This is a genomic window from Paenibacillus sp. J2L1-98 (assembly GCF_056269405.1).
Genome location: NZ_JBWDNW010000035.1, coordinates 1 through 17,626, shown reverse-complemented (window position 1 = coordinate 17,626; position 17,626 = coordinate 1). Strand labels below are relative to the sequence as shown.

Sequence of the window (17,626 nt, the reverse complement as noted above, 5' to 3'; positions counted from 1 at the left end):
GCGGGTGGTATCAGCTTCGCTGGTACTACCCCAAGAGGAGCGTAAGCTGGATGCTTCGGATGAAACGCTCGCTTTATTCTTGAGTGCAAAAGGAACTCCGGCTCGAAAAGCAGATGGCCGGCTATTTCCTCGTTCCATAAACCGCATCTTGGAACAGATCGGTAAATGGCACGATGCAGAGCTGAAAGATCCAGAGCACCATATTTCACCGCTGCGCCCGCATGACTTGCGCCATACTTTTGCCAATGAATTAGCCATACATCCTGATGTGACAGAGCAAGATTTAGAACGGCTGTTGCGGCACCAGAATAAACGATATTTAACGATTTATACGAGGCCGCCAGGAGCCACGTCTGCGGGGTTTTTTGAAAAGTTATAGTACCCGATCCGTGCGAATGGCGAATATTTCATAAGATTGTTTATAATTAAAACTATTTATAATTAACCCCGTTGACAGAAGAACATATGTTAATATTAATGTCTGAAGACCACTAAATTAACATCGGGGAATCCCATGTGATTTGAATGAGTTTAACACATGAGTATTTTCTTGTTAGCAGCGACTTTGAGTTAAAAGATCGATATGAATGGTACAGCACTAATCGGTATACATGGGAAGAAAAAGTTGAATTATCAGATGATATTATCCAGTACATGATGGATTTCTTGAACTGGATGCCCTCGTATAATCCAAAAACAAAAGAAAGTGGTCGTGGATTGAATTACCATGGACTAACCGTTATTCATAAAACTGGAGCTTAGAAGCTAATAAGGGTATTAGACAAGTGGCTAAAATTAATCGATGAAGCACCAGACACATTTAGCTATAGAGGAGATAAAATTTGAAAAGAAGAGGAGAACGGAGAAGGTTACTGGGAACAGACAAGGAATAGGATGAAGAGAGAAAGAATGCAATTTGAATTTAAACAAGGATGCAGATGTTGTAATATCATGATTCCAGTAGGGAAAGGGAGTTATGTTGAGCTAGGAATTGCTCTGGGGGCCGGAAAGAAAATTTATTTATACTCCTCAACAAATAAACTAAATAATCGGAAACACATGTACGTTGTATCATGTAGATTCAGTTGAACAGATCTTGATTACCAGCATCATTAAGCTATCGGTTTGCCACTGCCTATAACATGGCAGTGCCCGCCGCTGGAACGGACTGGAGATGGAACGAGGAGAGCAGCTCGCTTTCTGATACATTGCCCGCAGCTCGAAAGGCAAGCCTGTTCGAGATCCAGCTGTAAGCAGCCTGCTTGGGTGAGCCCGTTTTGCCCTATTTTTTTACAATATCTTAACTATCTATCTAACGACCTATTTGTTAGGATAATCTCCAAATGAAAAATAAAGGATAGGGTAGCATGCGGGCGACTTCATTGGAATCGGAAGCTTATAATCAAATCAAGGAACGGATCGTGCGCGCGGATGTGATGCCTGGCGTGCTGTTATCCGAGAACGAGCTGGCAAGCGAACTTGGCATGAGCCGGACGCCGATCCGGGCAGCGATTGCGATGCTGGAGAAGGAAGGGCATGTCGAGAGCTTCAAAGGTCGGGGCGTGCTCGTGAAAGAAATTTCGTTTCGCCAGTTTTGCCAAATGCTTGAGGTGCTTGTGTCGATGCAGGTGTTCGTCCTGGAGATAGCGAAGCAAAGAGAGCTGGCGTTCGATCTGGAGGCGCTTGGCCTCTACTTGAAACGTCAGGACGTCTCCCGCGAGGAGGGCGACTTTCTTGGCTACTACAACAATTCCTTGATGTGCATTGAGACGATACTAAGCGCAATGGGCAATGACTATATGCTTCAAGTACTCGAATCTTATCGCGGAAAGTTCATCTGCAGGATGGTCACCTTCCGCAAGCAGTTTCCGCAATTAAAGCCGCAATGGGCCAATGTCATGAACGCCAAAATCTATCAAGCGCTGCTTCGCAAAGACTATGATGGAGCGAAAGCGGCAATCGAGGAAAACTACAACTTTACGACGCAGCAGCTCATGCTGAGCGGCGTCATTTAACGAAGCGAAAATAACGGAATACCGACTTATGGAGAGAGGGATGCCTATGAAGGCATCCTTTTTTTGTTTTGTAAAGCCAACATGGTTTTTTACGTATCATTTAGACTGCGATAACAATCTACTTACATACAACCTGCATACTTACCTCAAATGGTGATTCTTCCATTTCATGATCCGAGAGGAGAGAGAGTAGTGACAATCGTTCAAGCAAGCCGCAATGCAGGTGAAATATGGTATGACGACGCCCGTTTCCTTACGGACAAGCGTCCATGGTTCGGTCAATTGCCGGAGCTGGCAACAGGAGATTTCTCTTTCGCGGTATTGGGTGACCGTTGTGGCATGGCGACGGCAGGCGTATTCGAGAAAGCGCTCGAGGTTGTCAAGGATTTGAAGCCGGATTTCGTTGTTTCGGTCGGCGATCTGATCGAGGGCTATTGGAGAGACGCTAACGATGCGGTAGCGGAATGGGAAGATATCGATGCGAAGATCGGGTCAACGGGGCTACCTTTCTTCCACGTCGTCGGCAATCATGATTACGGCAATAACGTGATGTTGAATGTTTGGCGCGATCGCAAAGGCTTTGAATATTATGCATTCCGGGCAGGAGACGCGCTGTTCCTCATGCTGAATACGGAGGATCCGCCGTCCGAGCTGTCCGATGAATTTATCGATATTATCAAAAAAGTGACCTACAACGTCCAGAACGATCCGGACCATTCGGACGCTCATATGCAGGCTTTCTACGATGACATCGTAAGCCGCATGTCGCCCGAGCAGCTCAAGGAATTGGGACGCATCGATTTAGCGTTCGGCGACGAGCAAATGGCATTCGCGGAGCGCGTTCTCGAGGAGAATCGTGATGCGAAGTGGACCTTCATCAGCATGCATAAGCCGGGATGGAAGTCGGAAGACAAGCGGTACGCCAAGCTGATGGAGATGCTGGATGGCCGTCCGCATACCGTGTTTGCCGGACATCTGCATGCGATGGAATATTCCGTGGAGGGCAACGGCGAGCGCATTCAACTCGGAAGAACCGGCGGCCATGCGCATGGTCACGGACCGGAAAGCGACAACTTGTTCTTATGGGTCAATGTGCGTGACGGTAAGCCTTCATAACGCGTTATTCATTTGAACGGCATACAGGAAATCAGCAGCTACAAACCGCAAGCACATTCTTAAGGAGGCTGGACAATAATGCAACCCGTATTTTTCGCACATCTTACCGATACCCATGTTAACGTGCCGGGCAAAAATCCGCTTTTTGAAATGGATGCAACGAAAAAATTGCGCGAAACGTTCGTGGAGCTAGGCAAGCTTAGCCAAAAGCCGGCTTTCGTCGTCGTTAGCGGCGATCTGACGCAGGATGGCGATGTCGACGACTATCGTCACCTGCGTGCAGTGCTGGACGAGGAGAAAGCGAAGCTTGGCATACCCGTATATGTCGCGCTAGGCAATCATGATTCGCGCCCGTTCTTCCGCGAAGGTTATTTGCAGGAGCAGCCGTCGGAGGAATCGTACTATTACAGCATCATGGTAGACGGTCTTCGTCTTGTCGTGCTGAATACGCAAGTTCCGGGCTCGCATGGCGGTCGTTTGGACGAAGAGCAACTGACTTGGCTTCGCGATGTGCTTGCGACGCCAGCGCCGAACGGCACGATTATCGTTCATCACCATCCGGTCGTATCGACGATGACGCCGATGATGGATAACCATCTGCTCGACAATCCGCAGGACCTGGCTGCAGCGATCGAGGGCAGCGATGTAATCGGTTTGCTGTCGGGCCATATACATTGCAACAATATCGGACTGTTCCAAGGCGTGATAAGCGCTGCCGCTACGGGTGTTGCATTCGGTATCGAACCGACCAGCAATGACGTTATGAAATTCATCGACAACAGCGGATATAACCTTGTGCTGGTGAAGGAAGGACAAATGATCGTTCATCCGATGGCGATGGCAGGCGATCAACGAATCGTATTCGAATGGAAGATGGATGCGGCTCATGCCCATGCGTAAGCAGAACGGTACCGTTTCGGAGGAACACCTATAAATATAAGAGCCCTAATGGGCCAATAAGGAGAGAGAGTTAACCATGGCTTACAAAAAAATGGTGGCTGCCACTTTAGTGTCATTATCTCTGCTGGCATCGGCTTGCGGCAATGCGGGAACAAGCTCTAACACAGACGGTTCAAACGCGAATGCGAATGCTGCTAACACGGCTAATACCGGAAAAACGGAAAATACGGCATCGGACGAGCAAGTGACGCTGAAGTTCTATAGTTACAACCTGGCAATCGCTAGCCAAATTCCCGGTACGGAGAAGCTGATCAAAGAATTCGAGGATACGCATCCGAACATTAAGATCGATGCGGTTCCGATATCTTCGACTGACATTAACGCCAAGGTGCAGGCTGATATCGTTGCGGGCTCTGCTCCTGACATCGCGCAGCTGACGTTCGACGGTCTCGACTTTGCCGTCAACAACTTCAACGCCAAGCCGCTTGAAGATATTGTGCCGGCCGATGAATTGCAGGCCAACTTCGAAGGCTTCTCGCCGAACGGCATGAAGCTGGGACAAATGAACGGGAAAACCTACGGCTTGCCGTTCACGTTCAGCACGCCGGTTCTATTCTACAATGCGAAGCTGTTCCAAGACGCGGGCCTTGATCCGGCCGCTCCGCCTACGACGTGGGAGCAAGTGAAGGAATACGGCTTGCAGATCGCAGACAAAACAGACTCTACAGGCGCTCATGTAGGCGGCGCGATGGGCGGCGACTGGATAATCCAGGCGCTAATCGGCAGCAACGGCGGTCAAGCGCTGTCCGACGATCGCAAGACGATCAAGTTCGGCGAGCCCGAGGCAGTTGGAGCGGTTCAAATGTGGCAGGATTTGATTAAGAGCGGCGCTAACAGCAAGCTTAACGACGGCGAAGCGATCGAAGCGTTTAGCCAAGGCAAGATCGGCATGCTGCTGTTTACAAGCGCGCTTCAAAGCTCGTTCGTAACGGCATCGCAAGCGGGAGGCTGGGAGCTGAAGACAGCGAAAATGCCGGCATTCGGCGACAAGCCGACAACACCGGTCAACTCCGGAAGCGCCTTATTCATTCTGACGGATGACAAAGCGAAGCAGCAAGCGGCATGGGAGTTCTTGAAGTTCGCAACGAGCCAGCGCGGGTACACGATTATCACTTCGGAAATCGGTTATTTGCCGCTCCGTCCGGCCATCGTTGATGACCCGAACTACTTGAAGGGTTGGGTAGAAGCGAACCCGCTGGTGAAGCCGAATCTGGAGCAGCTCGACTCTTTGCAGCCATGGGTATCGTATCCAGGCGCTAACTGGAAACAGATCGAAACGATCTTGAATGATTCCGTATCGAAGGCGATCGTTAGCGATGGCGATGTTGCCTCCATTATGCAAGATGCGCAGCAACGTGCTCAAGCACTGATCCAATGAGCTATGAAGCAGTAGGCATGACTCGCCGTCATGCAGCACGCGCCAAGCCGCAAAGCAAGGAACGAAAGCCGTTCCTGCGGCTTGGCCGAATCAAGCCGTATATCTATCTACTCCCAGCTCTCGTGTCGATAGGCTTCTGGATATACAAGCCGCTGCTGCAGACGTTCAATCTAAGCATCTACCAATGGAACTTGCTTCCTACATCGCCGAAGCAATACGTTGGATTTAAAAATTTCACTAATCTATTCAACTTGCCAGAGATGGGTATTGCGCTATGGAACACGCTAATCTACACGTTGGGCGTTATTCCGTTCTCACTCATTATTCCTCTGATCATCGCGATCGCCACCGATAATATCGGAAGAAAAGCGAGTAATGTGTATCGCGCGCTCATTTTCTTGCCGATGATTATGGCGCCGGTCGCCGTATCGTCCGTATGGCGGTGGATCATGCATCCGACGAACGGTATTTTGAACAAGGCGTTAGTGGACTGGTTTCATCTGTCTGAGCCGATTCGATTCTTCACTGACGAGCATTGGGCCATCTGGTCGATCACGTTCATTACCGGCTGGAAGCTCATCGGATTCAGCACGCTTATTTTCTCGGCGGCCATGACGGGCATCAATAAGGAATATATCGAGGCTGCCAAGATCGATCGGGCCAACTGGTTCCAAATCATATGGCATGTTCTGTTGCCTTTGTTGTCGCCAACGATCTTATTTATGGCAATGATGAGCACGCTGTTCGCATCGGAATGGAGCTTCTCGTACATTAACGTTCTTACGCAAGGAGGGCCTTTCAACACGACGACGAACATATACTACTTGCTTTGGACGTACGGCTTCCAATCGTTCAATATCGGATCAAGCTCGGCTGCTGCTGTCGTCTTCTTCCTCGGATTCGGTGTGCTTGCTTGGCTGTTTATGAAAATGACGAAGAAGCTATCGTTCTTCGACAACTAGAAGGGAGGAACGAAGATGGGGAAGGCTGGACGCAATGCGGGGTTTTACACGGTTGCTACGATTAAGCATGCCGCGTTGATCGCGCTCGCGTTGCTGGCGGTATTTCCGCTCTATTGGATGATCGTAACCTCCTTGAAGCCGGAGAGCGAAGTGTTCACCTCGAGCTTTATTCCGCTTCATCTTACATTTGATAATTACGTGAACGCTTGGAATGCCATACCGATGGGACGCATGCTGGGCAATTCGATGGTTGTTGCCGTTATACAGACGCTTATGCAGCTTCTTACGAGTATTTTGGCCGCTTATGCGTTCACGCGCTGGGAGTTTCGCGGAAGCAGCTTGATCTATGGTTTGATCGCGCTCACATGGCTTGTACCATTCCAAGTCATTATGATTCCGAACTATGTCGCCATTAGCGACTTTGGTTGGCGGGATCAATTGGCTGGTCTTATCGTGCCGAACATCGCCTCGGCTTTTGCTGTGCTGCAGCTGTACAATGCATTCAAATCGTATCCAAAGACATTGATCGAAGCCGCAAGGCTGGACGGCGCCTCGGATTGGGGCGTATTATGGCGCACGATCATGCCGAATCTGAAGTCTTCGATCGCTTCTATCGGCATTTTACTATTCATCACCTCATGGAACGATTACTTCTGGCCGCTTCTCGTGACAACGAAGCTGGAGAATACGACTGTGCAGAAAGGGCTGCAAATGTTCATCTCTTCCGACGGCAACATGTGGGGAGCGCTTATGGCGGCCACGACGATCGCAAGCTTGCCTGTACTCATTATCTACTTATTGCTGCAACGACAAATTATTGATTCTTTCGTAAAAGGCGGGCTGAAATAATGACAACTTCAACAGACAGCAACAAGCGGCTACTCCGGTTGGAGGGAGCTTATAATGTAAGGGATATTGGCGGTTATCTAACGGCTGAAGGTCACACGGTGCAAACAGGTCGTTTCCTGCGTGCAGACGGCCTTCATCGACTGACGAGCGACGATCAGGATACGATTCTTGGCATAGTCCGCACCGTAATCGATCTTCGGCATGCCAAAGAGCTGGCGGAGAAGCGCAATGTGTTCAACGGCTCGGCGCGGACTAACTACTACAATATTAGTTTGATTAACCCGGCGACCTCGACCAATGCTAATATTCGCAGCTTGGGAGACATGTACGTTAATATGCTGGATGAGTGCGGACCGATGCTCCGTGAAGTGTTCGAGCGGATGGCTGAAGCCGAAGGCGACGGCGTGCTGTTCCATTGCGCAGCAGGCAAAGACCGGACAGGGGTCGTAGCAGCCCTGTTGCTTGATCTTGCCGGCGTTGAACGCTCGGTCATCATTGCCGATTATGCGGAGACGGAAGTCAACCTGTCGCCAATCATGGATGAGCTACGCCAGGATCGTCCCAAGCAAATTCCGGCCGACATGTATGAGCGCTTCCTTGGCAGCGCACCAAGCAACATGGAGTTGATGCTCGATCATTTGCACGGCGCATTCGGCGGTGCAAAAAGCTATTTTGCAAGTATCGGGCTTAGCGAGGAGCAAATAGCGGGCTTGAAACGGATGCTGCTGCAGCCGTAATGAGGGAATAGAATCAACATCTTTCAAATTGACAATAGTGGGACGGTGGAAGATTTAGAGTATGAGCATATTAGGGACTATGAGTTACCCCTAATTGGAAGCACAATTTTAAGAAATCTGTGCACAATAAGTATCTAAAAAACAGCCTGTCAGGATTTTATGTCCTTTGGAGTAGTTATTAAGCGAAGCGGATTAAGCTAACGGGTGCTATGGCTTAATGTAAACACGAAGACAGCCGGCCAGAACGATCGGCTGTTTTTTCATTGAATGAACAGGATAACGTAGGGTACCAATCCATCGTGATGCCTACGGAAGTGCCAACGGCGATCCCCATCCCTACTCCAATCAGTACAGTAGAAATGCAAAACTAGTGACAAGTTTAATTTCGTTGGCTTCTCTCAAACACATCACATCGTACAAACCTTTTTCTTCTATGTCGAAGCGCCTCGAATACTCTCTCTACCGCTTCAAATCCAGCGATAACTTCATCCACGCGGATTTCGATTATTCAACAAATTTTTAGAGCCTTTATATATACACTCTAAGGGGTTGTTACATCGTGATATTAGTTCATCAAATGTGTTAATAAAGATTCATGATGATGAGACTATTATAGCGAAGGTTTCTGATTTTGGATTGCTAAAATACCGGAAAGTACGTAGACTGATCCAGGTAGCATTGTTAAAGGTTCTCTGAACGATCCCAATTTAGCGAAAATCGGATTTGGGAACTATGAAGTACGACATGAAATTTATGCATTAGCCCAGCTCATCAATTTTGTGTTGACCGGCAATGCAAATGGCGGCCTCTATAAGCGTAATCAAGAGGTTTATAATTATTTATCCATTGAGTATGATCCAGATATTAATAAGCGGTTTAACAGCATCGAAGAGATGTCAAATGAGTTTATGAAAGTGAAAAACTTAATCAAATAAGTCGCTTATTACCGCTAACAGTATTAAACTATCTTACCCGTTAGCCATCCATGCTGCTCACGCGACACCACAGATTATGGAAGTAATTGCGTTCTTCCATGGGAGCTTAATGACGCATCGTTAGTCTAATACTTTATTTTCTTTCAACACGACCGACGCATAAAGTTGATTCAACAGTCCTTTTAAGGGCTGTTTTTTTTAAGCCTTAAGCAAGGATCTGGCTTGAGCCAGGGTCTTAATCTTAAACGACAGGGTTTAAGGGGAGGTGGTTTGATTTTAGCGTATGCCGGTGAGTGATCGGCCGATTTCTAATAAAGGCATCAAAGACGAATGGTCTCTAATCCCCCGGTTCACCGTCCCTAAATCCCAAGCGACCCCGGAAATAGCATCCGGGTTCCATTGGGGTTCTTAACGGGACTCGCAAGGAAGCAGAGATCTCTGGTTTATGCTCGAACATCATGGCTTTCTCTGCTTCCACTGGCGCTCCATCTCCGCAAACCATCATGTTCTACGAAGCAGATCGGAACCATGATTCCACTCCGCTATCACTCCATTCCATCATCGTTCCCAACATTCGAGGGTAGACCCTGGAAGCACGACCTTTGTAAGCAGTTCGAAGAAGAAAAGGTCCGTTTCGCAGACGTTCTCTCGCGTGCAGCCTTACCCTATTCCGCTTTTCAAAGACACAATCCTGTACCGTAGCCATCTCGTCGCATGGGAGCATAGAGAACCTCACAGCGCAAGGCGAAAAAAGGTTTTTGAGTAAAACGCTCAAAAACCTTTTTGTCGTCCCTTCGGGCAGCCTTGCCCTGCGAGAACCTATATGCTCTTAAATCTGCGACGGCTACGGTACACGAATGTTCTGTTCTTTGAAAACTACATACGGCAAGGCAAGACAGCAAGCAAGATAACTGCTCACAAACCTTAAATATTTCGCTCCGCGGGGACCGGCAAACAGGTTCCGAATTTTAGGGGTTCAAGGTCAAAAAGCAAGCTTGAAAGGGGGTGAAAAGCAGCTATGGGCAATCGAGAGTTTGACGCGCTTTATCCGCGCCGGGAAACGGGTTTTGAATCTTCTTATGATTTCGTTGATCTTGATTTTCCGGACGATGATGGGGACGTTTTCGAAATGGAGAACGACGAGCAGGGAAAGGAGGTGGAAACGGATGGACGAGCTTCTAAATCGGGTTGAGGAAGCGCGAAACCAAATGTACCAACTTGCCGAGCGGTACGGCCTTAGCGCTCCACAAGTAGTGGAACAGTCGCAAAAGTTGGACGGTTTGCTAAACACCTATTATCAAATGAAAGCGAGGAAAAGCGCATGACGCATTTATTTATCGGTAAATTTCCACTAGGACAAGTGGTAGCGACAACCGGAGTCATGAGAGCGACAAGCGAGAAAGATCGTATTTCAGCTCTTACACGACATCATAACGGTGATTGGGGCGAGGTTTGCACCGAGGATTGGGCGCACAACAACGAGGCGTTAGAAAAGGGTTTTCGGCTTCTGTCTACTTACACAAGCGCGGACGGTGTGAAGTTCTGGATTATCACCGAGCATGACCGCAGCGTGACCACATTTTTACTTCCATCCGAATATTAAAAGGCCCATTTGCTTAAAGGGAGCAAACGGACCGGGGCGAAGAAATTGCTGTACCCCTTCGCCCCTCCATTATACCACGCTATAAGGGAGAGGGAACATATGAGCGTAAAAATTTATGAGATGGTAACCGAGCGGATTGTAAAGCAGCTGGAAAATGGCGTTGTGCCTTGGCGCAGACCTTGGAGAGTCGGTGCGGCGGTGAACTGGAAAACCCAAAAGCCGTACAGGGGCATTAATACGCTCTTGCTGGAGCCCGGAGAGTACGCGAGCTTTAAGCAGGTGACCGAAGCCGGGGGCAAGGTGAAGAAGGGTGAGAAGGGGCAAATCGTCGTGTTCTGGACGTGGCTAGAGAAAGAGGATGAAGAAAGCGGCGAAAGGTCGAAAATACCGTATTTGCGCTACTACAGCGTGTTCGAGATTACCAAGCAATGCGAAGGATTGCAGAGCAAGCGAAACGATCAAACCTATGAGCATGACCCCATCAACGAAGCGGAGCGGATTTGTCAGGGGTACAAGGATGCGCCGCCCGTTCGGTATAAGTCAGGGCAGGCGTTTTATGTACCGTCACAGGATTACATCAGCGTTCCACAGCTGTGCGACTATGAGAAACCCGAAGAATATTATTCGACCTTATTCCATGAGCTAATTCACTCCACAGGGCACGAAAAACGCTTAAACCGTTGCGGAATCACGGAAGTTGCTGCTTTCGGAAGTGAAGTCTACAGCAAGGAAGAACTTGTGGCGGAAATCGGCGCGGCGATGCTTTGCGGCGTGGCCGGAGTAGATAACAGCACGCTAGAAAACAGCGCGGCGTATATCGGCGGATGGCTGCGGAAGCTGAAAGACGATAAAAAGTTGATTGTGCAGGCTGCAGGGCAGGCACAGAAGGCGGCGGACTTTATTTTGGGCATGACCTTCGAGGAAGCAGCCGAGTAACAGCGGAAAATGCGCCGGCCACAATTGGGGACCCCTTCCCGATCGGGGCCGGGGGTTCCCGATAAAAAGTTGCGCCATGGGTTCAAGACCGTGCCCGAGAAAATCAAAGAAATAGGAGTGATGATTCAAATGGAAAAATTATTCGCATCCTCGTATGAAACTTATAAAAATCTTGTTTGGGCTGTTGTCGAACATTCGCTTCAAATGGGATTCTTTAATGCTGTTAAATTCGTACAGACTTACGACATGATGACGATAACCGAAATACTTGATGTCGCGAACGTAACGCCGGAAAATTACGAAATAGACTGCATGAAGGCGTACATCCGCGAGTTGGAACTGCGCCGAAACTTAAACGAGGCCTACACCAAAAAACTGGAACACCATTTCAAACAACTTTTCTTGCATTCGGATTCAAAACAAAAAACGAGTGGAGGAATGTGACCATGACCGAAAAAGCCATTCAAAAAATTCAAGCGGAATGGATGCCCATACGAACAATCCGTATGTACAGGTGATTGGGAAATTGCTACTTCAATATTTGCCCGATCATATCGGCCTTGCGGAAAAGATCATGGAGGAAAAGAAGAGTATCGCCAGTAGCTTGGATGCCATGCGGATGGTTGCTGAAAAAAAGAAGGTCGGCCATGTTGCGGTGCTGACGGATGAAGAAGGATTCGAAGCGTTTCTTGCCTATTTTAAAAATCCGCTTCCTGAAGTCCCGGCTGCTCCTATTCGACCTCCGCAGCCATTACCAGCCGTCCCCCCCAAACGTGCAGCTGCTGAACCGATCAAGAAGCCAAACAAGAAAGAAGACACCGGGCAGCTCACGCTAGATCTGTTTTTGGGAGGGATGTAACGATGACGGAACTAACTTCTGCTGAAAAGCATCGTATTTTTGCTCATTTCCCAGAAAAAATCAGCAAAGCAATCGTGAATATGCTACCGATGAAGCGCTGATTTCAAGCCGATATCTCTTCACGCGTCGTCATGGAGGTTTTCAATTCGGGCACTGCACCCATTGCCAGAAAGAGTATCTGACCGAAAAACTGAAACATGGAGACGAAACGGTTTGTAAAAAATGCGGTTCGACATGCAAGGTGAAAGCGAGTGGGATGGGAAGGAAAGCCATGGTTGATCAAGCGTACTTCACCTTTTACGAGAAATCCGTTCTCCATCCGGAAGCGATCACGGCGCGAGGAATTTTAGTTGCCCGCGATTACAGAGGGGATTACCGGGAAACGAAAACGGAGTATCGCGTGGAGTATATGTATCTTTTTGAACCGGGGAACTATGCGCTGCTTGAAAATAGATGGGGAAAATGGTTTAAGCGAAAACAGGTCTTTTCCGATTACCCTCCATCCATGGTAAACAAGCGTACAACGGTATGCCGGGCAAGTATAGAAGAGGCGGTAAAGGGTACGCCTTTTCAGTACAGCACGTGGGAAAGGTACTTTGATCAAAATGGGGATATGATCCGGCTTTTTCAACGTTACGCGCAGTATCCGAGCATCGAATATATCACCAAAGCAGGGTTTCAGCATATCGTCCAGGCGAAGCTAACAGGCGATAAAACGTATGGCGTCATTAACTGGAGAGGGAAGACGCTGCCTAAAGTCATGCGTCTTTCTAAAAAGGAGCTTCATGACATTAAAGATTAACAACTTAAACTAAAGGTAATGGACTTACACTATTACCATGTTTCAAAAAAACGCGGTTCCCACATCACGATGGCCGATGCCGCTCTTCTCAGCGCACTTGGAGAAGGATATTATGCAGCTGAAATCGAGAAGCTGCTCTCTTTGGCTTCTATGGATGAAATCAATCAGTACATCCTCAAACAACTGCGAAGAGAAGGGAAGCATTATCGGTCGGCAACGACCGTTTTAACTGCATGGCGCGACTACCTAAAGGATTGCCAAACGCTTGAAATGGATTTATCCAAAGATTCTATTTTGTTTCCGAACGATTTGTATGCCGCCCACCAAAAAATGATTAAGAGGGTTAAGATCAAAGCGGACTTATCGCTGAATATCAAAATAGCGGCAAGGCTTCCTGAACTCCAAGTTTTTCATTTCACTGACGGTAAACTTTTCTTGCGTCCAGCCAGAGACAGTATGGAACTGTTTGAGGAAGGGAAAGCACTGCAATACGCAGAAAAATATGCGGAAGGAATATCATCAATTTTCCTTATCCGGAAGATTGATTTTCCAGAAACACCCTTCTACACGATGGAAGTTATTGATCGGAAAATGTTCAAGTTTATGGAATGAGACACTGTCATCCAACTGATGAAGTCCATTCATTTATTCAAGCTTTTAAAGCAGAAAAACTAAGGAGTCGTAAGTCAGACAGAAAAGCATCCATAACGGCATAAGACGGAAACGAGTTCACGGAGATACGGAATGGATGAGACTGATGCAGATACATGGCGTAATCGACGTTTTGTCGGAATATTGTTGAAGTGTAAACAATACAGCCGCCGGGAAAACTCTTTTTCCGGCGGGTGGATTCAACCAAATAGGGAGGGAAAACGCACATGAAAACATGCCCTTATTGCGGCGTAGCACTTGAATTTGATGAAAATCATTACTTCTGCACCTTTTGTCAAATGACGGTGGCTTCGGCTGACGTTCAAAGCAACGGAAGACGTAAGCCACTGCTGGCCGATCCTTTTGTTTGCGCTGAATATGCGGAGCTCTCCACACCCGAACTGATGGAAAAATCCACGTATTTTTTGATGGTTCTGCTGCGGCAAGTTCGCCGGGAAAGGAAGGACAAATACAACTATGTACGGCTTTTTAATAAGGTGATAGACGCAGGTAGAAATGAGTATCTGGAAGTCGCGCAGGAGTCAGGGAAAACGTATGAATGGTGGACACGAAAAGCTTGGGTGATTGAAAACATTTTGCGGGATCGGATGGCGACGTTTCCGGAACGTGTGACGGACTATTATTTGAGCGGTTTGATCGATCATATCCAGACCTATAATCAAAAGCCCATGTTTCTGGCCAGGAAGGGAAAAACGCGAGTTCCGTACGGCCAGGATGAAACGGGATTTTCTTCAGCGGACTAAAGCGGTTTCCGTGGACACGCTAAAGGAACTTGGCAAGCCACTCCTGAAACGCCACAGTGGCCTGCGGGCGACGTGCTGACGGTTACCGATGTGACCTATAACAGCGTACAGCTGAATTGGCAGCCGGCTACGGATGAAACGGGCGTAGACAAGTATAAGGTATACCAAGACAACACGCTGCTGGCTACCCTGAACGGGGATGTGAACAGCTATGACGTGAAGGGGCTGTCTCCAAACACGTCCTACCTCTTTTCATTGGTCGCCGTTGATGCCGATGGCAATCAAAGTGTGAAAAAAGATGTCACGACTACTACAGCATATACGGCTCCCGGCTCTTTTCAGCTTTCCGATTCCAAAACTTATTCATACGGCGGATCCAATTATGAGTTTTTGTTATATTACGGGTACATTTCGTCCTCAGGACAAGAGTTGAGTGGATCTTGGAGCCCCCCTGAAGGTTTCCATGGAGTCGTTAAGGTCTCCATGGTTTCCCCAGAAGGGGAAGATTATGACCTAAGTCTGGAGACCGTGGGCGGGGGTAATCGATTGCCGGAAGATACGACGTTACTCCCAGATGGTACCGAATACAGTGCTTCCGAGGTGCCCGGAGGTTACAGAGCAGAGTGGAGAGTTAAGGGACATACGGGCAATGATTATAGTCCGGATAAAAAGGTTTTCGTCTATGTGAGCATCAAATATGACAATCGCTGAAGATATTGCTATGTTTACGGAAATTTAATGACCGGCCGCGGGGTCTCCCGCGGCCTTCTTTGCACCCGCGATTTGGTGACAAGGCCGGACGCAGATCCTCGGGCTATTCATGGGTGTAAATCACAGGCTGCGTAGTCTGATTATGGTCTAGCGGGCAGGGCGCCGAGTGCCAATTCTCGCAGGTGGAACAATTGGTTTAGGTCAACAAAATCGGGAACAACATCAATCAAGAAGCCTGCCGCGCGAACGAGTTGGAACATGTAAGCCTAGATGATATGAAGTATTTGAAGAAGCAGCTGGACAGCATCTATAACCAGATCGAAAAATTTTACGATGGGGGATATTCAAAATGCCATACGTAAAACAAATTACAATACGTACTACTTTGAACTTTAATGCCACTTCCATATTCTTTGGCTGATGCGGGGATGGCTTTTCTAATGAGATATGTTCTCAGCTAAATTGGATCTAGTATAGGAGAAAGAGTTTGTTGGCGTGCTGAGCTGTTGTCTAATCATAAAAACCATCAATTTATGATTTATACCGCATAACTGAGAAATTCTAACTCATAAACTTAATTAACAGAATTATTTAAAAATTTAAACAATTATCTTGTATTTTTTGAAGCGCTTACATATACTATAAGTAACACAAAGAAAAGAAATGGACGACAGATTACCTCAGGAGGCAACGCCAATGAATAAGGACGGAAATTTCGTTATCGGGTTATTATGGGGTAGCACATTATCTATTCCTTTATGGGTATCGTTGATTGGTTGGGTATGGTCGATAGCCGATATGATAAATAAAATTTAGTTTTACTCTTATATAAAATGTACCGTTTAATATTGACTTGGAAAGGCCCTCTGGTTATTCAATTGTCCTTATTAAGGGGTCTGTTTTTTGGAAACTTAAGGATAAAAAGTAATAATGGAATACATAAATAGGAATCGAGAGCATCAATTCTGCAATCAAGCAACCTGGCTTGTCAAAGATGGTTTATTAAATGTTGCGAATTAGATTTAGAGGATATCGATAATAAAATAGAAAATAATGGTTCGCATTGATATTATAAAAATCTTGTTCTTTGTTAAGCTCCCATGGAAGAACGCAATTACTTCTATAATCTGTGGTGTTGCGTGAGCGGCATGGATGGCTAACGGGTACGATAGCTTCATAATGCTTCACTACGTAGGCTGCTGATGTTTCACTCGGCAGCCTGTTGTGCTAACTTTAGCGTGACGGATGGAGAAGTCGGGTTTGAAGGATTTTCCTCCTTTGTGACGAAAATCGTTACAGGAGGTGTTTGCTATGGAAGTTAAAATTGACTTAGATTTCACCCCGAGATCGCCAAGAACCGCCGTGCCATATACGGAATCAACCTTTGTACGGTCATCATCCCGGTTCACAATTCGAAGTGAAGAAATCGGAGTTGCCCTCGTGGATTTGTGGAACTTTGGGTGGGAGGATGGCCCTGTCATTGATTCCTTAGGTTGGGAGTTAAGCACGGAAAGAGGCACCTCTCATGCGTTAAGGAAGAAAGAGATCATTCTGAACAAAATAACGCCAGCAGTACGTTCACTGCGACAACAGGGCATCCAGATTTTCCATTGCAATCATCCTCAGTTTTTGAGTCATTACCCCCAGTGGCACACCTCGATGATAGAGGAAGAACGGTCTCATTTGGCTGACCTTCAGGTTTATGAAGTGAGTATGGAAGAGAAGACTACGGCATTTCCTGAATTCGAATGGCGGGAAACTTGGAAATCCAGACACAGAGACGATGTGTTTAATGTCTCCTGGATGAATGTGCAAGGCCATGTCTACGACCGAATTAATATACCAATTGAAGTCGAGCCGCAAGAGGGAGATCTGCTCATTTACTCTAGTGAACAATTTGACCGCCTTCTCCGGAATAGGGGCATTAGAGTGCTTTTTTATATGGGTTTCGAGACGGATGAATGCATCATGAACAGCACTTACGGCATTCGGAATATGCATTCTTATGGATACATGACAAATATCGTTCGAGATTGCACGACAACATATGAATCGGCTGAAACGGAAAAAGGGTTGTGGCGTACTAAGGTAGCCATCGAACAAATTGAGAAATTATGGGGGTATTCTATAATCTCCTCCGATCTGGTGAAATCGTTCGATAACTCTTAGTGGGTTGGAGTTCTAAACTAACGGATACGGAGTTCAATAAACAGCGGCAGTCTAGGACATTATTTTCACGTCTGATATGCTCCCCATACGGTAGACAGGTGAAATAATAAAAAGCCTGCTACTGTGAGGGGAGCTTTTTCATGTCTAGAGGAAAATATACTGCTTTGGAGAAACTCGCC

Annotated in this window: 21 protein-coding genes; all 21 read left to right on the top strand. The window is 47.3% G+C overall.

The genetic code is table 11. The features are described 5' to 3' along the window. Positions 1-4: 4 nt before the first annotated feature. The 21 genes from AC0YNZ_RS29900 (at position 5) to AC0YNZ_RS29800 (ending at position 17,447) form a co-directional block, all read left to right on the top strand. Positions 5-379 (top strand): tyrosine-type recombinase/integrase, encoded by a 375-nt coding sequence (locus AC0YNZ_RS29900; RefSeq protein ID WP_475830027.1) that lies wholly within the window; start codon positions 5-7, stop codon positions 377-379. Positions 380-1,367: 988 nt separating this feature from the next. After that, on the top strand, positions 1,368-2,015 hold the full coding sequence (locus AC0YNZ_RS29895; protein ID WP_475830026.1) for a GntR family transcriptional regulator: 648 nt from the start codon (positions 1,368-1,370) through the stop codon (positions 2,013-2,015). Positions 2,016-2,207: 192 nt separating this feature from the next. Continuing rightward, positions 2,208-3,131, top strand: coding sequence for a metallophosphoesterase family protein (locus tag AC0YNZ_RS29890; protein WP_475830025.1), 924 nt, complete (start codon positions 2,208-2,210; stop codon positions 3,129-3,131). 78 nt (positions 3,132-3,209) lie between these two features. Further along, on the top strand, positions 3,210-4,031 hold the full coding sequence (locus AC0YNZ_RS29885; protein WP_475830024.1) for a metallophosphoesterase family protein: 822 nt from the start codon (positions 3,210-3,212) through the stop codon (positions 4,029-4,031). A 76-nt stretch (positions 4,032-4,107) separates the two neighbouring features. Further along, positions 4,108-5,469, top strand: a complete 1,362-nt coding sequence (locus AC0YNZ_RS29880) for an ABC transporter substrate-binding protein (RefSeq protein ID WP_475830023.1) — start codon at positions 4,108-4,110, stop codon at positions 5,467-5,469. Positions 5,470-5,486: 17 nt separating this feature from the next. Beyond that, positions 5,487-6,431 (top strand): carbohydrate ABC transporter permease, encoded by a 945-nt coding sequence (locus tag AC0YNZ_RS29875; protein ID WP_475830022.1) that lies wholly within the window; start codon positions 5,487-5,489, stop codon positions 6,429-6,431. A gap of 15 nt (positions 6,432-6,446) precedes the next feature. After that, entirely contained in the window at positions 6,447-7,280 is an 834-nt protein-coding gene (locus AC0YNZ_RS29870; RefSeq protein ID WP_475830021.1) for a carbohydrate ABC transporter permease, read from the top strand. After that, a complete protein-coding gene (locus AC0YNZ_RS29865; RefSeq protein ID WP_475830020.1) occupies positions 7,280-8,017 on the top strand; it encodes a tyrosine-protein phosphatase in 738 nt (245 codons plus the stop codon). Before AC0YNZ_RS29870 ends, AC0YNZ_RS29865 begins: the two co-directional genes overlap by 1 nt. Before the next feature lie 534 nt (positions 8,018-8,551). Continuing rightward, on the top strand, positions 8,552-8,713 hold the full coding sequence (locus AC0YNZ_RS29860; protein WP_475830044.1) for a protein kinase: 162 nt from the start codon (positions 8,552-8,554) through the stop codon (positions 8,711-8,713). A gap of 1,257 nt (positions 8,714-9,970) precedes the next feature. Continuing rightward, positions 9,971-10,144 (top strand): hypothetical protein, encoded by a 174-nt coding sequence (locus tag AC0YNZ_RS29855; RefSeq protein ID WP_475830019.1) that lies wholly within the window; start codon positions 9,971-9,973, stop codon positions 10,142-10,144. After that, positions 10,119-10,277 (top strand): Spo0E family sporulation regulatory protein-aspartic acid phosphatase, encoded by a 159-nt coding sequence (locus AC0YNZ_RS29850; protein ID WP_475830018.1) that lies wholly within the window; start codon positions 10,119-10,121, stop codon positions 10,275-10,277. Before AC0YNZ_RS29855 ends, AC0YNZ_RS29850 begins: the two co-directional genes overlap by 26 nt. Further along, entirely contained in the window at positions 10,274-10,555 is a 282-nt protein-coding gene (locus tag AC0YNZ_RS29845; protein ID WP_475830017.1) for a hypothetical protein, read from the top strand. Before AC0YNZ_RS29850 ends, AC0YNZ_RS29845 begins: the two co-directional genes overlap by 4 nt. 99 nt (positions 10,556-10,654) lie before the next feature. Further along, positions 10,655-11,491, top strand: a complete 837-nt coding sequence (locus AC0YNZ_RS29840; RefSeq protein ID WP_475830016.1) for an ArdC family protein — start codon at positions 10,655-10,657, stop codon at positions 11,489-11,491. A gap of 129 nt (positions 11,492-11,620) precedes the next feature. Further along, positions 11,621-11,935 (top strand): hypothetical protein, encoded by a 315-nt coding sequence (locus AC0YNZ_RS29835; RefSeq protein ID WP_475830015.1) that lies wholly within the window; start codon positions 11,621-11,623, stop codon positions 11,933-11,935. Between the two features lie 37 nt (positions 11,936-11,972). Beyond that, positions 11,973-12,350, top strand: coding sequence for a hypothetical protein (locus AC0YNZ_RS29830; RefSeq protein WP_475830014.1), 378 nt, complete (start codon positions 11,973-11,975; stop codon positions 12,348-12,350). Between the two features lie 271 nt (positions 12,351-12,621). Further along, complete coding sequence (locus AC0YNZ_RS29825) at positions 12,622-13,152, top strand: hypothetical protein (protein ID WP_475830013.1); 531 nt, start codon at positions 12,622-12,624, stop codon at positions 13,150-13,152. An 18-nt stretch (positions 13,153-13,170) separates the two neighbouring features. Further along, positions 13,171-13,764, top strand: a complete 594-nt coding sequence (locus AC0YNZ_RS29820; protein ID WP_475830012.1) for a PcfJ domain-containing protein — start codon at positions 13,171-13,173, stop codon at positions 13,762-13,764. Positions 13,765-14,030: 266 nt separating this feature from the next. Beyond that, positions 14,031-14,567, top strand: a complete 537-nt coding sequence (locus AC0YNZ_RS29815) for a hypothetical protein (protein ID WP_475830011.1) — start codon at positions 14,031-14,033, stop codon at positions 14,565-14,567. A gap of 72 nt (positions 14,568-14,639) precedes the next feature. Next, positions 14,640-15,278, top strand: a complete 639-nt coding sequence (locus AC0YNZ_RS29810) for a fibronectin type III domain-containing protein (protein ID WP_475830010.1) — start codon at positions 14,640-14,642, stop codon at positions 15,276-15,278. A 209-nt stretch (positions 15,279-15,487) separates the two neighbouring features. Then, positions 15,488-15,640: a plasmid mobilization relaxosome protein MobC gene (mobC, locus tag AC0YNZ_RS29805; protein WP_110774174.1), complete on the top strand. Its 153-nt coding sequence runs from the start codon at positions 15,488-15,490 to the stop codon at positions 15,638-15,640. Between the two features lie 949 nt (positions 15,641-16,589). Continuing rightward, a complete protein-coding gene (locus AC0YNZ_RS29800) occupies positions 16,590-17,447 on the top strand; it encodes an isochorismatase family protein (protein ID WP_475830009.1) in 858 nt (285 codons plus the stop codon). Positions 17,448-17,626: the final 179 nt, after the last annotated feature.

Bases quoted from the DNA above. Each gene is read 5' to 3' on its own strand.
- AC0YNZ_RS29850 (WP_475830018.1), top strand. From the start codon at position 10,119: ATGGACGAGCTTCTAAATCGGGTTGAGGAAGCGCGAAACCAAATGTAC.
- AC0YNZ_RS29875 (WP_475830022.1), top strand. From the start codon at position 5,487: ATGACTCGCCGTCATGCAGCACGCGCCAAGCCGCAAAGCAAGGAACGA.
- AC0YNZ_RS29825 (WP_475830013.1), top strand. From the start codon at position 12,622: ATGGTTGATCAAGCGTACTTCACCTTTTACGAGAAATCCGTTCTCCAT.
- AC0YNZ_RS29870 (WP_475830021.1), top strand. From the start codon at position 6,447: ATGGGGAAGGCTGGACGCAATGCGGGGTTTTACACGGTTGCTACGATT.
- AC0YNZ_RS29855 (WP_475830019.1), top strand. From the start codon at position 9,971: ATGGGCAATCGAGAGTTTGACGCGCTTTATCCGCGCCGGGAAACGGGT.
- AC0YNZ_RS29880 (WP_475830023.1), top strand. From the start codon at position 4,108: ATGGCTTACAAAAAAATGGTGGCTGCCACTTTAGTGTCATTATCTCTG.
- AC0YNZ_RS29815 (WP_475830011.1), top strand. From the start codon at position 14,031: ATGAAAACATGCCCTTATTGCGGCGTAGCACTTGAATTTGATGAAAAT.
- AC0YNZ_RS29820 (WP_475830012.1), top strand. From the start codon at position 13,171: ATGGACTTACACTATTACCATGTTTCAAAAAAACGCGGTTCCCACATC.
- AC0YNZ_RS29830 (WP_475830014.1), top strand. From the start codon at position 11,973: ATGGATGCCCATACGAACAATCCGTATGTACAGGTGATTGGGAAATTG.
- AC0YNZ_RS29835 (WP_475830015.1), top strand. From the start codon at position 11,621: ATGGAAAAATTATTCGCATCCTCGTATGAAACTTATAAAAATCTTGTT.
- AC0YNZ_RS29895 (WP_475830026.1), top strand. From the start codon at position 1,368: ATGCGGGCGACTTCATTGGAATCGGAAGCTTATAATCAAATCAAGGAA.
- AC0YNZ_RS29840 (WP_475830016.1), top strand. From the start codon at position 10,655: ATGAGCGTAAAAATTTATGAGATGGTAACCGAGCGGATTGTAAAGCAG.
- AC0YNZ_RS29865 (WP_475830020.1), top strand. From the start codon at position 7,280: ATGACAACTTCAACAGACAGCAACAAGCGGCTACTCCGGTTGGAGGGA.
- AC0YNZ_RS29800 (WP_475830009.1), top strand. From the start codon at position 16,590: ATGGAAGTTAAAATTGACTTAGATTTCACCCCGAGATCGCCAAGAACC.
- AC0YNZ_RS29845 (WP_475830017.1), top strand. From the start codon at position 10,274: ATGACGCATTTATTTATCGGTAAATTTCCACTAGGACAAGTGGTAGCG.
- AC0YNZ_RS29885 (WP_475830024.1), top strand. From the start codon at position 3,210: ATGCAACCCGTATTTTTCGCACATCTTACCGATACCCATGTTAACGTG.